Here is a 15,280-nt window from a genome sequence, read left to right on the forward strand (position 1 = left end):
TTGTAATCACATGAATGACGCCCGGAATCAGGCGCCGATATAAGCCTTGCGCACGGCTTCGTTGCCGAGCATTTCCTCGCGGTCGCCCTGCATTACCAGCTTGCCGTTCTCCATCACGTAGGCACGCGAGGCGATCTTGAGTGCCGCGTAGGCATTTTGTTCGGCCAGCAGCACGGTCGTACCTTCGGCATTGATCTGTTGCACGGTCTCGAACACCTGCTTCACCACCAGCGGCGCCAGGCCGAGCGACGGCTCGTCGAGCATCAGCAGTTTGGGCCGGCCCATCAGGGCACGCCCGACCGCGACCATCTGCTGCTGACCGCCGGACAGCGATCCCGCCGACTCGTCCTTCTTCTCGTCGAGAATCGGGAACATCGCCAGGATGCGTTCCAGTGTTTCGTTCATCCCCTTGCGATCGCGGCGATGCACATAGCCGCCCAGACGCAGGTTCTTGAGCACCGACATCCCGGCGAACAGCTTGCGCCCTTCCGGGCACTGCACCACGCCCGATTGCACCAGCGCCGAGGGCTTGCGCCCGGTCACGTCCTTGCCGTCGACGCTTATACGCCCGGCCGCCGGCTTCATCAGCCCGCTGATGGTGTTGAACAGTGTCGTCTTGCCTGCGCCGTTGGCGCCCAGCAGGACCACCAGTTCGCCGCGATCGATCTCCATCGAGACGCCGTCCAGCGCCTTGAAACTGTCGTACTTGGCGTCGACGCCCTCAAGCTTCAGCATCTTCTTTCCCCAGATAGGCTTCGATCACGACCGGGTCGTTCTTGACTTGTTCGGGCGTGCCCTCGGAGATCTTCTCGCCGTGGTCGAGCACCATGATCTTGTCGGCGATGCGCATGATCATGTCCATCTTGTGTTCGATCAGGCAGACGGTGACGCCGTGCTTGACCATCTTGTGGATCAGATCGACCAGACCATCGGTTTCTTCAGGGTTCACACCACCGGCGGGCTCGTCGAGCAGGACCAGTTCGGGATCGGTCGCCAGCGCCAGTGCGAAGGCGATGCGCTTGCGCTCTTCCTGGCTGGTGTCGGCTATATAGCGATGGCCGATATGCGACAGGCCAACGAAATCCAGCACCTCGGCCGCCCGCTCTCGGCAGCGCTTTTCGTCGGCGCGAAGGCGCTTGGAGTTCGTGATCACATCCCACAGCCGCGATTCGGTACGCAGACGGTGACCGACGATGAGGTTGTCGAGCACGGTCGACTCCTCGAACAGCATCGTGGTCTGGAACGTGCGCGCCACGCCGAGCCGCGCGATCGAATCCGGGGATTTACCGGCCAGGTTCTGACCTTTGTATTCGATCACGCCCTCGGTCGGCGCCATGGCGCCGGCCACCAGATTGAAGAACGTGGTCTTTCCGGCGCCGTTGGGGCCGATGATCGCGTTGATCTGGTTGGCCGGGAATTCGACGCTGACATCGTTGACCGCTGCCAGGCCGCCGAAGCGTTTCGTGAGATTGCGGATACTAAGCATTGTTGCGCGCTCCTTCGGCCGGGCTGTCGCCTTCGCGTTTGCTGTCCAGCTTCGACTGCCGCACCGAGCGCGGCGCCTGACGGGCGAGACGACGTCCACGCCAGCCCAGGAAGCTGCCGACCAGCCCACGCGGGAAGAAGATCACCAGCAGCACCAGCATCGGGCCGAATACGATCATCCGGTACTCCTCGAGCGACTGCACCGCCTGGGTCAGCCAGGTGATGATCAGGGTGCCGAGCAACGGCCCCATCAGGGTGCCGATCCCGCCAACCAGCAGGTAGGCGATCATGTCGAAGGTGTGAATGAAGTTCGCTTCCTCGGGACCGATGAAACGCACCACGCCGGCATAGAGTCCGCCGGCCAGCGCCGCGTATACGGTAGAGATCACGAACGCCAGCACCTTGTTGCGCATCAGGTTGATACCCAGCGACTGGGCCAGATCGTCACTGATACGGATGGCGCGGAAGGTCCGCCCAAGCAGGGACTCGGAAATACGACGCGTCAGCCAGATCGCCAGCGCCAGGAACGCCAGCACCAGGTAATAGAACGGCACCGTCTCGGTGAAATCGACCAGACCGAAGCCTTCCGGCGGCGCGATGTTGATGATGCCCAGCGAGCCGTGGGTGAGTTCGCCCCACTTGTCGATCAACAGATAGATGATGTAGCCCACGCACAACGTGAAGATCGCGAAGTAATGCTCCTTGAGCCGCAACGCGACCACGCCGACGATCAAGCCGAACACGGCACCGAAGATGCCGGCGACCACGAAGGCCGGCCAGAACGCCCAGCTGTGGTCGACTGTGAGAATCGCGACAACATAGGCGCCGATCGCGAAGAAGCCGCCGTGCGCCAGATTCAACTGGCCACAGTAACCGGTGACGATGTTCATGCCGTAGACGGCAATCGCCCAGATGAAAGCCAGCGCCATCACGTAGATGTGGTACTCGCTATCGGTCACCAGCGGGAACAGGATCGCCAGGCCAAGCAGCAGCCAGCGCATGGTCGAACCGAGAAAGAAATCGATCGCGCGATTCATTAGCGGACCCCCTTGGTGAACAGGCCGGTCGGCTTGATCGACAGGATCACCACTAGCAACACGAACGCGATCACGTCCTTGTAGGTGCTCGAGATATAAAAGCCGCCGAGCGCTTCGGAAAAGCCGATGATCAGGCCGCCGATGATGGCCCCCGGAATACTGCCCATGCCGCCGAGAATGATGATCACGAAGGCCTTGAGCAGCACCAGATGCCCCATCGCCGGATAGACCAGGTTGATCGGAGCGAACAGGCCGGCCGCGACCGCCGCCAGCGCACCAGCAATAGCAAACGTCATCATCGCCACACGGTTGGCATCGATCCCGACCAGAAACGCGCCTTCACGGTTCTGCGCCATGGCCACGATGGTCGCTCCGGTCATCGTCTTCTTCAGGTAAAGATGCAAGGCCCCCATCAGCGAGAAGGCACCGACGATGATCAGCAAACGCTGGGCCGGCAGGGTCAGCTCGCCGATACGCAGAATCTCGGTATAAGGCGTGGGGATACGACGGAAATCCGCACCCCAGTGCATCTGAACCACGGCTTCGAGAAACAGCAGAATCCCGATCGCCGCGATCTTGTCGTGAATCGGCGGCGCGTGCCGCAGCGGATGGAAGACCAGCCGCTCACAGATCACCGATAGCGCGGCGACCACAACAGCCGCCATGCCGATGGCAAACCAGTAGTTCAGCCCCAGCTCGGCCATCGTGAAATAACAGATATAGGCGCCCACCATGTAGAGCGCGCCATGGGCGAAGTTGGGCACGTGCAGAATGCCGTACACCAGGGTCAGCCCCAGGGCCACAAGCCCGTAGATACTGCCGAGTGTCAGGCCGTTGAGAACCTGCTGTAGGAACAAATCCAAGACGGTTTCCCCCTGTAGAAAGGACGGTTGCTAGACGGAACAGGACGCCTGCCGGATACGGCGGACATCTCGGAAGGCAACGTGGATGGGGCTGGCATTCGCAGCACGCGAACGCGGCCCGGCTGTTGGAACAGCCCTGTGGGGAACGGCCGTGAGCAAACACCGTGTGTTTGCGCTTGCCGGCTGACGCGAGTCGGGCGCAGCGAGCGCACGCAACTCGACCGTCGACCGCAACCTGACCTGACAATCGGTCATGCGGGGTATCTCCTCATCCAGTTTGAGCGCCGCAGGGATGTCGTTCCGATCTATGTCGGTTGGCTCGGCGGCGCCGTTTTTATTATCTCTCGCAGCCAAAGCTGCCACGGCCCCACACCGGCGTCAACAGTATTTTGAAACCACATTTCACTTAGTGATCGCCGAATCCGTGGCAGCCGTTGTGCGGCGTGCATATCCGTTTCAACGCCTTGATACGGAACCTTAGCCAGCCCGCTATCGAACGTTCGTTCGAGCGTGATGCAAGCGCGCGTTCAGAGCTATAAGACCAAAGCAGAAGGGATCGTAGTAGACCGGCCTATTACATCGTCGGCGCGCATGACCGACAGGTCGAAAACGGCGCCCTTACCGGTACGTAACCCGCGCGACCAGCATGCGCACGCCAGGGAAAACTGCGGGTTACGCCGCCGCGCACCGATAGGCAGGGGCTCAGACTTCGAGCCACTCCTTACGTATCGCCGCGTCGTCCTCGAGATCCTTGGGCGTGCCTTCGAACACGATCTGCCCATGTCCCATCACATACACCCGATGGGACACGCGCATGGCGATACTCAGCTTCTGCTCGACCAGCAGGATCGATACGCCGCTGGCAGCGACTTCGAGCAGGAAGTCCCCCACCTGCTCGACAATCTGTGGCGCCAGCCCTTCGGTGGGTTCGTCGATCATCACCAGCGACGGGTTGCCCATCATGGTGCGGCACATGCTCAGCATCTGCTGCTCACCGCCCGACAACAGATCGGCCTTGACCTCCGCCCGCTCGGACAGACGCGGGAACAGTCGGTAGGCGTCATCGATCGACCAACGCACGTCGGCACCGGCCTTCTGTACGCCCATTTCGAGATTCTCGCGCGTGGTCAGCCCACTGAAGACCAGCCGGTCTTCCGGGACATAGCCGATCCCCTTGCGCGCGATCTTGTGGGCGCTCAAGCCGGCGAGTTCCTCGCCCTTGAAACGGACCGAGCCGCGCGGCGGCACGAGCCCCATGATCGACTTGCATGTCGTCGAGCGGCCCACGCCATTGCGACCGAGCAGGCTCACGATCTCGCCCTCGCCGACCTTGAATTCGACGCCCTGCAGGATATGACTCTTGCCGTAATAGGCGTGCAGATTCTCTACTTCGAGCATGCGTGATCTCTGATGTTTTAAGCGCGCAAGTGATGCGCAAACTGTTCGTTTCTAGGTGCCCAGATAGGCCTTCTGAACCTCGGCATTGCCACGGATCTGGTCGGGCTCGTCACTCGCGATGATCTGGCCGTAGACCAGCACGCTGATGCGGTCCGCCAGATCGAACACCACCCCCATGTCGTGTTCGACGATCAGCAGTGTCTTGTCCACCGTGACGTTGCGAATCAATTCGATCGCATGGTCGCGTTCGGTAAGACTCATGCCGGCCGTGGGCTCATCGAGTAGAACCACATCGGCGCCGCCGGCGATCGTCGTGCCGATCTCGAGCGTGCGTTGCTCGGCATAGGTCAGGAGCGACGCGGGCACGTCTCGTCGATCCTGCAGCCCGAGCTTCTCGAGCTGCTGTTCGGCCTCCTCATTGAGCGCGGCCTGCCGGCCCACCAGATGCCAGAACGAATAGCGGTAGCCACGTGCCCAGAGCAGTGCACAGCGCAGGTTCTCGAACACCGTCATCCGCTGGAACAGATTGGTGATCTGGAAACTGCGACTCAGGCCGCGTCGATTGATCTCGTACGGCGCCAGCCCGCTGATCTTGCGGCCGTGCAACTGCACCTGGCCACCACTGAGCGGAAAGCGTCCGCTGATCAGGTTGAACAGCGTCGATTTGCCGGCCCCGTTCGGGCCGATGATCGCGTGTCGCTCACCCGGCGCGAGCGCCAGGTCCACGCCGCGGATGATCTCGGCCGGGCCAAAGCTCTTCTTGACCTGCGATAACGTCAGTGCGTCCGTCATTGTTTCGCCCTCTGCGCATCCATCGCCTGATTCACTTCACCCCAGCGCAGGCTTATTCGTGTAGCGGCCCAGCGAAGAGCCATAACGCCGACGCCAAATGCGGCGACGGCCACGACCCAGGACACGACGCTTGTCGCGGTGATCTCCATGCCGAACAGCTCGATCGGGCGCGACGGGTCGTAGGACAGCGACAGGTGATAGCCCATCTCGATCATGGCGACCAGCCCGGCCAGTGTCAGCAGCGCCGGCACGAACGCCAGCGCGTACGGGACGGCAAAACGATGCATCAGGCCAGCCCGCAATGGCGGACCGTGGCTGACGATCACGCCAGCAATACCGTTGGGCACATACATCACCATGAGCACGAACATCAGGCCGAAATACAGAATCCAGCCTTCGGAGAAGCCGCTCAATGCGATGTGCATGTAGGTCACAAGCACCGCACCGATGATCGGCCCGAAGAAGGCGCCAAGGCCCCCGATGAAGGTCATTAGCAGGACTGACCCGGACTGGATCAGACCCACGTTGGGCGCGGTCATGATCTCGAACAGGATCGCGAACAACCCGCCCGCAATACCGGCGAATAGACCGGACAAAGCGAACTGGATGAAGCGCGCCATGGTCGTGTTGTAGCCCACGAACTGGGCACGCTCGGGGTTGTCTCGCACGGCATTGGCCATGCGCCCGAGCGGCGTCTTGGTCAGCAGGAACATGAGCAGCGCAGACACGACGGTCCAGGCGCCGATCAGGTAGTAGACCTCGACCTGCGGCCCGTAAGAGAACGGCAGCAGAGTCACGTCGGTCACGCGGTTGCCGGATATCCCGCTTTCACCACCAAAGAAGTTGGTGAACATGTTGGCACTGGCCTCGACCATCGCGCCGATACCAAGCGTGATCATGGCAAATGTCACGCCGGCGCGCCGTGTCGACACGGTGCCGAAGACCACACCAAAGAACAGGCCTCCGAGACCGCCAACGAGCGGCATCAGTTCGAGCGGGAAAGACCACGCGCCGTCGTTAACCGCGCGGATCGCGTGCAGGGTCAGAAACCCGCCGAGCCCGAAATAGACCGCATGACCGAACGACAGCATCCCTGCTTCGCCCAGGAGCATGTTGTAGGACAACGCGAACACGATGAACACGCCCATCTGACTCATCATCGAGATCGAACTGCTCGACGTGAACACATAAGGCATGACGATGATCACCACGATCGCGGCGATCCAGATTGCGGAATGGCGAAGCAAGGCGCCACCGGGAAGATTGGATGTACTCATGATTCGCGTGACCCCATCAGTCCGCGCGGGCGGAATATAAGGATCAGCACCATCAGCAGGTAAGGCAGCATGGGCCCGAAGCGCGAGAGGTTGATCCCGAGCACGCTGTCCTGGCCGAAGGCGATACCGACCGAGGCCAGCATGTCGGCGATCGAATAATTCATACCCACCGCAAATGTCGTGACCAGGCCGATGACCAGCGAAGCGACCAGCGCCCCGCTGAGAGAACCCAGTCCGCCGAAGACGACGACCACGAACACGATCGGTCCCATCGCAAACGCCATGCCCGGCTCGGTGATGAAATAGTTGCCTGCCATGACGCCGGCCAGCCCGGCCAGACCAGTGCCGAAGGCGAACACGAATGTGAAGATGCGCGGCACGTTGTGGCCGAGCGCACCGACCATGTCCGGATGCGAAAGCGAGGCACGAATGATCATGCCAACCCGGGTGCGCACCAGAAGCAGGTAGATCGCGGCAAACATCGCGACCGCCATGAACAGAATGAACCCGCGATAGGCCGGAAAATCGCTGCCGTAGAGCGAGAACAGAGTGAAGTCCAGCGCTTCCGGAATCCGATAGTTGACCGGCAGCTGGCCCCACACCAGCACCACGAGCTCGTCGATGACGTAGACGAGCCCGAAGGTGAACAACAGCTCAGCCACATGGCCGTGCTTGTGCACGTTTCGCAGCCCGACCCGCTCGGTGAGAGCGCCGAGCAGCCCGACCACGATCGGTGCAAGCACCAGCGCGCCCCAGAACCCCAGCACCTGGCTGATCGAGTAGGCGCAATACGCGCCGAGCATATAGAAGCTCGCATGCGCAAAGTTGAGCACTCCCATCATCCCGAAGATGAGGGTGAGCCCACTCGCCAGCATGAACAGCAGCATGCCGTACAGCACACCGTTGAGCAGCGAGAAAACAACAGATTCAATCATGACGGCAGAGGTTCCTCTTTAACTGGGCCGCCCAACGGGCGGCCCGATCCAGCGCAGACGCGTCAGCGTGTGCTCAGGACGTACGCTCGGGACGCTTCATTTCGCAGGACGTCTCGACCGCGGTCTGGTCGGCCGGGATCTCGGCGTCCATCTTCCAGCCCAGACCGGTACCCTCGGAGTCGTATTCGAGGAAGTCACTGCCAAAGGTGGACATGAACAGCGGCTGCATCAGCTGATGGTCATCCGCACGCATGCTGGCAGTGCCGAACGGCGTGTCGATGGACAGGCCCTCCAACGCGAAAGCGACAGCCTTGGGATCCGCCGAGCCGGCCTTTTCCATGGCCTTCTTCAGCATGTCCATCTCGGTCTTGACGCGCAGGTAATAGAACTCGATGCCGTCGTAGCGGGTCTCGAACTCTTCGAGCATCGAACGCAGCTCGTCTGCTTCGAAGCGAACGGCCAGGTTCTCCTGCCACTCGGTGATCATCTTCACCTTGCCGTCGGCCGCCTTGCCGAGCGATGTCGGCGTACCGAGCCCACCGGCGTAATAGGTGTACCAGTCCACATCGAGCCCGGCCTGATCACCCGCCTTCACGAGCAGCGAAAGATCGTTGCCCCAGTTGCCGGTGATCACGGTATCGGCGCCCGAAGCCTTGATCCGCGAAATATAGGGTGAGAAATCCTTCACCTTGCCCACCGGGTGCAGCACGTCACCGACCACTTCGATGTCCGAACGCTTCTCGGCGAGCAGTTCCTTGCCGGCCTGGGAAATAAACTGGCCATGCGAGTAGTCCTGATTGATCAGGAATACCTTCTTGATCTTCGGCTGATCTGCCATGTAATCGGTGATCGCCTTCATCTTCATCGCGCTGTTGGCATCAAAGCGAAAATGCCAGAACGAGCACTTCTCGTTGGTCAGCGTCGGATCCACCGCGGCGTAGTTGAGAAACACGATGCGGTTGTCGGGATTGCGACGGTTGTGCTTCTCCACACCGTCCACCAGTGCGCCCGCCACATGCGAGCCGTTGCCCTGGGTGACGTAATGAATGCCTTCGTCTGCGGCTTCGCGCAGCATCTGCAGTGATTCCTGGGCACTGGACTTGTTATCAAAGCCCACGATCTCGATATCGCGACCCAGAATGCCGCCCTCGGCGTTCATCTTCTCGGCCAGATAACGAAACTGTTTGAGACCGGCATCGCCGACATTGGCGAACGGGCCGGACAACGGATCGATATACCCGATGCGGATCGGCTCTTCGGCCGCCATAGACACGGAAGGCGCCACAAATGCCAGCGCAGTGGCCGACGTAAGGATCGCGCCCACGGCAGCCCGCTTGAGGGCCAGTTTAAGCTCGCTCATGATGTTCTCCCCTACTCGCGAACCCGGCCCGATCCCTCGAGCGACGGGTTGTTCTGTTGTTATGCCTTTATCAAGACCCGAGCGTCTTGCGCGCCCGGGCCTGTTATCCCCGTCCGGTGTTTTCAGCTACCGCTGCGTTCCGGTCGGTCCATTTCGCAGGACGAGGCCACTGCGGTTTCATCTGCAGGAATTTCGGTGTCCATCACCCAACCCAGACCCGTCTCCTCGGCGTCGTACTTGGCGTACTCCTTGCTCAGGGTCGAGATATAGAGCGGCTGCAACAGCTGATGGTCCTGGGCCCGCATCGTGGCGTCACCCATGGCCGTCGGCACACTCAGGTCTTCCATCGCATAGGCGACCTTCAGCGGATCACTGGAACCAGCCTTCTCCATGGCGGCAACCAGCATGTCGAGCTCGGTCTTGATGCGCAACACGGTGAAGTCGAACGGCGAATAGCGCTCGGAGAAGGTCTCCACGATCTCGGTCAGCTCTGCAGAGTCGCGATCCACTGCGAGGTTTTCCTGAAACTCGGTGATGATCTTGACCTTGCCAGCGGCTGCCTTGCCCAGTGCACGCGGGGCGCCCACGAGCGCGGCGTAATAGGTGTAATAGTCGACATCCAGACCGGCCTGCGAGCCGGCCTTGACCAGCAGCGCGAGGTCGTTGCCCCAGTTACCCGAGATGACAGCGTCCGCACCCGAGGACTTGATCTCGGAGATATACGGCGCGAAGTCTTTGACCTTGCCGAGCGGGTGCAGCACGTCGCCCACGATCTCGATATCGGGGCGCTTCTCTGCAAGCATTTCTTGCCTGCTTTCGAGATGTACTGGCCGTGCGAGTAGTCCTGGTTGATCAGGAACACTTTCTTGATCGCTTTCTCTTCGGCCATCACGTCGGTGATCACCTTCATCTTCATCGCGCTGTTGGCGTCGAAGCGGAAATGCCAGAACGAGCATTTCTCGTTGGTGAAAGCTGGATCGACCGCGGCGAAGTTGAGATAGACGACCCCGTTATCCGGGTTGCGGCGGTTGTGCTTTTCCACACCGTCGATGAGCGCGCCGCCTACATGCGAACCCAGCCCCTGGGTGATGTAGTGGATGCCATCATCGGCGGCTTCCTTGAGATTTTGCAGCGACTCTTGCGCACTGCCCTTGTTGTCAAAAGGCACGATCTCGATATCGCGCCCCAGCACGCCACCGTTGGCGTTGATGCGTTCGGCAAGGTAGCCGAACGTCTTCACACCCAGATCGCCGACATTGGCAAACGGGCCCGACAGCGGATCGATCAAACCGATCTTGATCGTGTCCTCGGCGGCGCTGGAAATCGTGGGCACTACCAGTGCAGCAGCCATCGTCACGCCAGCCAAGGCCTGGCGCACAAGCCCCCTGTAGTTCTTCATTACGTCTCCTCCGGTTTGGTTGCGGCGTTTTTGCCGCTTGTTATGGGGCACCCTCGCTGTACCCGTTACCGGAAGCTAGCACCACGATGGAGTTCCGGCAAAAGTACGTGGTGAATACGGCTTTCTGCATAAAAATCATGCTGTACCGCAGCATTGGCGCCAAGTGCGTCGTTCCAACGAACCCAATAGCCTCAGGCGTGAAACATCGTTTCAGATTTATTGACGCTCTATCGGCCTTGTGTAGAATTCGACGCGCGATAACAGGAGAAAAAAAAGGATACAAAGGCGCCATGAAACGATTCGAAAAGAAAGTAGTGATAGTCACCGGCGCCGCCAGCGGCATCGGCCGCGCCGCCGCGACACGTTTCGCCGATGAAGGCGCAACCGTCGTCCTCGTCGATCGTGAAGAGGACGCGCTGCAAGCCGTGCTCGGCGAACTGACCGGCAACGGCCACGAGGCCGTGGCCGTCGATGTGCGTGACGAGCCCGCGGTTACCGCCCTCGTAGATCGCATCGCCGAAACCCACGGGGGTATCGACGTGGTCTGCAACAACGCCGGTATTGCCGGCGGCGACTATGCGCCGGTCACCGAGAACGATCTGCAGAACTGGCGCGATATCGTCGACGTGAATCTGTTCGGCACCATGCATTTCACCCGCGCGGCCGGACGCCACATGCGCGAAGCCGGCGCCGGCGCGATCGTGAACACGGCATCGGTCGCGGGCGTGCGATCCGGCGCGGGCGGCAATGCCTACAGCGCCTCCAAGGCTGCGGTGATCAACCTCACCCAGACCAGCGCCTGCGATCTCGGCCAGTACAACGTGCGCGTGAACGCAGTCTGCCCTGGGCTGATCAAGACCGGCATGACCAAGCCCGTTTTCGACTACGCCGAAGCCAACGACAAGGCGCATAAGCTCGGCACGCGCTGCGAACTGCGTCGCTTTGGCCGACCCGAGGAGATCGCCGCCGCGATCACCTTCCTGGCCAGTGACGATGCCAGCTATATCACCGGGCAGTTCCTGCCCGTCGACGGCGGCAATACCGCCTCGTTGAACATGCCGGGCATGAAGGTCTGACCCGGCTCCGGCGGCCATCTGCGACTTGTGCATAGAACAAGAAAAGCGCCCCTGTCCAAATGGCCTTTTGACATCATCGGTGCCATCATTGCGCCGATAATCAGCGCCCGCGAAGCCCGCGTCGGGCATGCCCACGGCAGGCCCGCGGTGCGCATCTTCTTTGGAAGAGCATCCGAGAGCGACCACGTATGAGTGAAGAAATCGAACGCGACGTGATGGAGTACGACGTGCTGGTCATCGGCGCGGGCCCTGCCGGCCTGTCCGCGGCCTGTCGGCTCAAGCAGAAGAATGCAGACCTCGAAGTCTGCATCGTCGAGAAAGGCGCCGAAGTCGGCGCGCATCTGCTATCCGGCGCGGTGTTCGAGCCACGCGCGCTCAATGAGCTGTTTCCGGACTGGAAAGAAAACGGCGCGCCGCTGAACGTGCCGGTCACGCGTGACGAGATCTATTTCTTCACCGGCGAGCAGAAGGCCACGAAGATGCCGAACGCCTTCGTGCCCAAGCCGATGCACAACGAAGGCAACTACATCATCTCGCTCGGCCAGCTCGGCCGCTGGCTCGGCGAACAGGCCGAGGCACTGGGCGTGGAGATCTACCCCGGATTCTCGGCACAGGACGCCATCGTCGAAGACGGCGTGGTCAAGGGGATCATTACCGGCGAGATGGGTGTCGGCAAGGACGGCCAGCCCAAGGACAGCCATGTGCCCGGCATGGAACTGCGTGCGAAATACACGCTGTTCGCCGAAGGCTGCCGCGGCCATCTGGGCAAGCGTCTGATCCGCGAGTTCGAGCTCGACAAGGACGTGGACCCGCAGCATTACGGCATCGGCCTCAAGGAAATCTGGGAGATCGACCCGAGCAAGCATGAGCCGGGGCTGGTCATCCACAGCGCCGGCTGGCCGCTGGGCAAGGAAAGCAGCGGCGGCTCCTTCCTGTATCACCTGGAAGACAACATGGTGGCGGTGGGTCTCATCGTCGACCTCAACTACACCAACCCGTATCTCTCGCCGTTCAAGGAATTCCAGCGCCTCAAGCATCACCCGAAGATTGCGCAGTACCTAGAAGGCGGCAAGCGCGTGTCCTACGGTTCACGCGCCATCACCAAGGGTGGCCTGAACTCGCTGCCCAAGATGACGATGCCGGGCGCGGCGCTGATCGGCTGCGATGCCGGCACGCTCAACTTTGCCAAGATCAAGGGCAATCACACCGCCATGAAGTCGGGCATGCTCGCCGCGGAAGCCGCAGCCGATGCGCTCGCCAGCGGTGGCGAAGGCGGCGATGAACTGACCGGCTATACCGAAGCGTTCAAGAACAGCTGGGTCTACGAAGAGCTCTATGCCAGCCGTAACTTCGGCGCGGCATTGCACAAGTACGGCACCTTCACCGGCGGCGCGCTCAACTACATCGAGCAGAACTGGTTCAAGGGCAAAGCCCCGTGGCAGATGCGCGACACCACGCCGGATTATGCGGCGACCAAGCCGGCCGATCAGTGTGAGGAGATCGAATATCCGAAACACGACGGCAAGCTGTCGTTCGACATCCTGTCGTCGGTGCATCTGTCCAATACCGGCCACGAGGAAGACCAGCCCTGTCACCTCAAGCTCGAGGATCCGTCGATCCCGATCGAGCACAACCTGCCGAAATACGCCGAACCGGCACAGCGGTTCTGCCCGGCCGGTGTCTACGAGGTGGTCGAGGACGATGCGGGCAAGCCGCGCTTCCAGATCAACTTCGCCAACTGCGTGCACTGCAAGACCTGTGATATCAAGGATCCGGCGCAGAACATCACTTGGGTACCGCCGGAAGGCGGTGGCGGGCCGAAGTACTCGGCGATGTAGCGGCAAGGAATGCCGCTCGCATGCACGCGGGCCTGGTCCGTGCGTGCATGCTGATCGAGGCAGTCATCGATCAGCGGATCTAGATTCTTCCAAGAATTAGCGACAAGAGAAACGACACATGAAAGTACTGGTGAGCGTAAAGCGCGCGATCGACTACAACGTGCGCATCCAGATCAAGCCGGACGGCTCCGGCGTCGTCGAGAACGGCGTCAAGCACAGCATGAACCCGTTCGACGAGATCGCCGTCGAGCAGGCCATGCGCTGGAAGGAAGCCGGCACGGCCGAAGAAGTCGTGGCCGTGACCATCGGCCCCGAGGCCGCCAAGGAACAGCTGCGCAGCGCCCTGGCCTTTGGCTGTGACCGCGCCATCCACGTCAAGACCGACGAGCCGGTCCAGCCGCTCACCGCGGCGCGCGTGTTCGAGGCCATCGCCAAGAAGGAAGATCCCAAGGTCTTCCTGATGGGCAAGCAGGCCATTGATGACGACTCCAACCAGACCGGCCAGATGACGTCTGCCCTGCTGGAATGGCCGCAGGCCACGTTCGCCTCCGAGATCGAGCTCGACGGCGACACCGCCAAGGTCACCCGCGAGATCGACGCCGGCCTGGAAACACTGGATATCGACCTGCCCGGCGTGATCACCGCCGATCTGCGCCTGAACGAGCCGCGCTATCTCAAGCTGCCGGACATCATGAAGGCAAAGAAGAAGCCGATCGAAGACACCAGCCTCGACGAACTCGGCGTGGAACGCGCCGCCATGCTCGAAACCGTCAAGACCACCGCGCCGCCGCAGCGTGAGTCGGGCGAAATGGTCGAGTCTGTCGACGCACTGGTGAGCAAACTCAAGGAAAAGGGCCTGCTATGAGCAACAAGATTCTGATCGTCGCCGACTATCTCAACGGCGAACTCAACCAGTCCACCGCGCGCGCTGTCACCTGTGCGCAGCAGATGACGCCGACCGCCATCGACGTACTCGTACTCTGTGACGACGGCGCCAACATCGCCGCCCAGGCTGCCAAGCTCGACGGCGTGACCAAGGTGCTGCAGGCCGACAACGCGGCCAACGCGCATCCGATGGCCGCCACGCTGACTCCGCAGATCGTGGCCGCGGCCCAGTCCGGCGAATACAGCCACGTGCTGGGCCCGAACACCACCTACGGCAAGGACCTGATGCCGCGCGTGGCCGCCAAGCTCGGCGTTGCCATGATCACCGACATCATGGCCGTGCACTCCGCGCACGAGTTCGATCGTCCGATCTATGCCGGCAACGCCGTGATCACGGTCAAGGCGCCGGAAGACCAGACGCTGGTCGCCTCGGTGCGTTGTGCTTCCTACCCGGCCGCGGCCGAGGGCGGCAATGCCGAGATCGAGACGCTGTCGCTGGATGCCGAGCTGCCGACGCATACCCGCTTCGTCAATCTCGAGCAGGCCAAGAGCGATCGTCCGGATCTGCAGACCGCGCCCAAGGTCGTTTCCGGCGGCCGCGGTGTCGGCAGCGAGGAAAACTTCAAGGTCATCTACGACTTTGCCGACAAGATCGGCGCCGGCGTGGGTGCTTCGCGTGCCGCCGTCGATGCGGGCTTCGTGCCCAACGACATGCAGGTCGGCCAAACCGGCAAGATCATCTCGCCCGAGTTGTACATGTGCTTCGGCATCTCCGGTGCCATCCAGCATCTGGCCGGCATCAAGGACGCGGGCACGATCGTGGCGATCAACAAGGATCCGGAAGCGCCGATCTTCGAAGTGGCCGACATCGGCCTCGTCGGCGATCTGTTCACTATCATTCCGGAACTCGACGCCGCCGTTAGCTGATAACGGCC

14 protein-coding genes and 1 pseudogene are annotated in these 15,280 nt (G+C 61.5%); 4 read left to right on the forward strand and 11 right to left on the reverse strand.

Features of this window, described 5'->3' with window-relative positions:
- Positions 1-27: 27 nt before the first annotated feature.
- The 11 genes and pseudogenes from SADO_RS11990 to SADO_RS12040 all read right to left on the reverse strand — a co-directional run.
- Positions 28-735 carry an ABC transporter ATP-binding protein gene (locus tag SADO_RS11990; RefSeq protein ID WP_353111655.1) on the reverse strand — a complete coding sequence of 236 codons (708 nt, stop codon included), beginning with the start codon at positions 733-735 and terminating at the stop codon, positions 28-30.
- Positions 722-1,486, reverse strand: coding sequence for an ABC transporter ATP-binding protein (locus tag SADO_RS11995; RefSeq protein ID WP_353111657.1), 765 nt, complete (start codon positions 1,484-1,486; stop codon positions 722-724). The genes SADO_RS11990 and SADO_RS11995 overlap by 14 nt, the downstream gene beginning before the upstream one ends.
- Entirely contained in the window at positions 1,479-2,522 is a 1,044-nt protein-coding gene (locus SADO_RS12000) for a branched-chain amino acid ABC transporter permease (RefSeq protein ID WP_353111659.1), read from the reverse strand. The genes SADO_RS11995 and SADO_RS12000 overlap by 8 nt, the downstream gene beginning before the upstream one ends.
- Positions 2,522-3,385 (reverse strand): branched-chain amino acid ABC transporter permease, encoded by an 864-nt coding sequence (locus SADO_RS12005; RefSeq protein ID WP_353111661.1) that lies wholly within the window; start codon positions 3,383-3,385, stop codon positions 2,522-2,524. The genes SADO_RS12000 and SADO_RS12005 overlap by 1 nt, the downstream gene beginning before the upstream one ends.
- A 702-nt stretch (positions 3,386-4,087) precedes the next feature.
- Entirely contained in the window at positions 4,088-4,783 is a 696-nt protein-coding gene (locus SADO_RS12010; RefSeq protein WP_353111663.1) for an ABC transporter ATP-binding protein, read from the reverse strand.
- A gap of 51 nt (positions 4,784-4,834) precedes the next feature.
- Positions 4,835-5,575, reverse strand: coding sequence for an ABC transporter ATP-binding protein (locus SADO_RS12015; RefSeq protein WP_353111665.1), 741 nt, complete (start codon positions 5,573-5,575; stop codon positions 4,835-4,837).
- Positions 5,572-6,852: a branched-chain amino acid ABC transporter permease gene (locus SADO_RS12020; protein WP_353111667.1), complete on the reverse strand. Its 1,281-nt coding sequence runs from the start codon at positions 6,850-6,852 to the stop codon at positions 5,572-5,574. Before SADO_RS12020 ends, SADO_RS12015 begins: the two co-directional genes overlap by 4 nt.
- On the reverse strand, positions 6,849-7,787 hold the full coding sequence (locus SADO_RS12025; RefSeq protein WP_353111669.1) for a branched-chain amino acid ABC transporter permease: 939 nt from the start codon (positions 7,785-7,787) through the stop codon (positions 6,849-6,851). The genes SADO_RS12020 and SADO_RS12025 overlap by 4 nt, the downstream gene beginning before the upstream one ends.
- 73 nt (positions 7,788-7,860) lie before the next feature.
- Complete coding sequence (locus tag SADO_RS12030) at positions 7,861-9,147, reverse strand: branched-chain amino acid ABC transporter substrate-binding protein (RefSeq protein WP_353111670.1); 1,287 nt, start codon at positions 9,145-9,147, stop codon at positions 7,861-7,863.
- A gap of 122 nt (positions 9,148-9,269) precedes the next feature.
- A complete protein-coding gene (locus SADO_RS12035; RefSeq protein WP_353111672.1) occupies positions 9,270-9,950 on the reverse strand; it encodes an ABC transporter substrate-binding protein in 681 nt (226 codons plus the stop codon).
- Between the two features lie 50 nt (positions 9,951-10,000).
- Positions 10,001-10,546 (reverse strand): annotated as a pseudogene (locus tag SADO_RS12040) (ABC transporter substrate-binding protein); the annotation flags it as partial.
- A 290-nt stretch (positions 10,547-10,836) separates the two neighbouring features.
- Here SADO_RS12040 and budC point away from each other — a divergent pair.
- The 4 genes from budC to SADO_RS12060 all read left to right on the forward strand — a co-directional run bounded on the left by budC (position 10,837) and on the right by SADO_RS12060 (position 15,272).
- Positions 10,837-11,622 carry a meso-2,3-butanediol dehydrogenase gene (gene budC, locus SADO_RS12045; protein WP_353111674.1) on the forward strand — a complete coding sequence of 262 codons (786 nt, stop codon included), beginning with the start codon at positions 10,837-10,839 and terminating at the stop codon, positions 11,620-11,622.
- Positions 11,623-11,822: 200 nt separating this feature from the next.
- Positions 11,823-13,460 (forward strand): electron transfer flavoprotein-ubiquinone oxidoreductase, encoded by a 1,638-nt coding sequence (locus SADO_RS12050; protein ID WP_353111831.1) that lies wholly within the window; start codon positions 11,823-11,825, stop codon positions 13,458-13,460.
- A 118-nt stretch (positions 13,461-13,578) separates the two neighbouring features.
- Positions 13,579-14,325: an electron transfer flavoprotein subunit beta/FixA family protein gene (locus tag SADO_RS12055; RefSeq protein WP_353111676.1), complete on the forward strand. Its 747-nt coding sequence runs from the start codon at positions 13,579-13,581 to the stop codon at positions 14,323-14,325.
- Positions 14,322-15,272, forward strand: a complete 951-nt coding sequence (locus tag SADO_RS12060; RefSeq protein ID WP_353111678.1) for an electron transfer flavoprotein subunit alpha/FixB family protein — start codon at positions 14,322-14,324, stop codon at positions 15,270-15,272. The genes SADO_RS12055 and SADO_RS12060 overlap by 4 nt, the downstream gene beginning before the upstream one ends.
- Positions 15,273-15,280 lie beyond the last annotated feature (8 nt).

The sequence above is a fragment of the Salinisphaera dokdonensis CL-ES53 genome (assembly GCF_040361215.1).
GTDB lineage: Bacteria > Pseudomonadota > Gammaproteobacteria > Nevskiales > Salinisphaeraceae > Salinisphaera > Salinisphaera dokdonensis.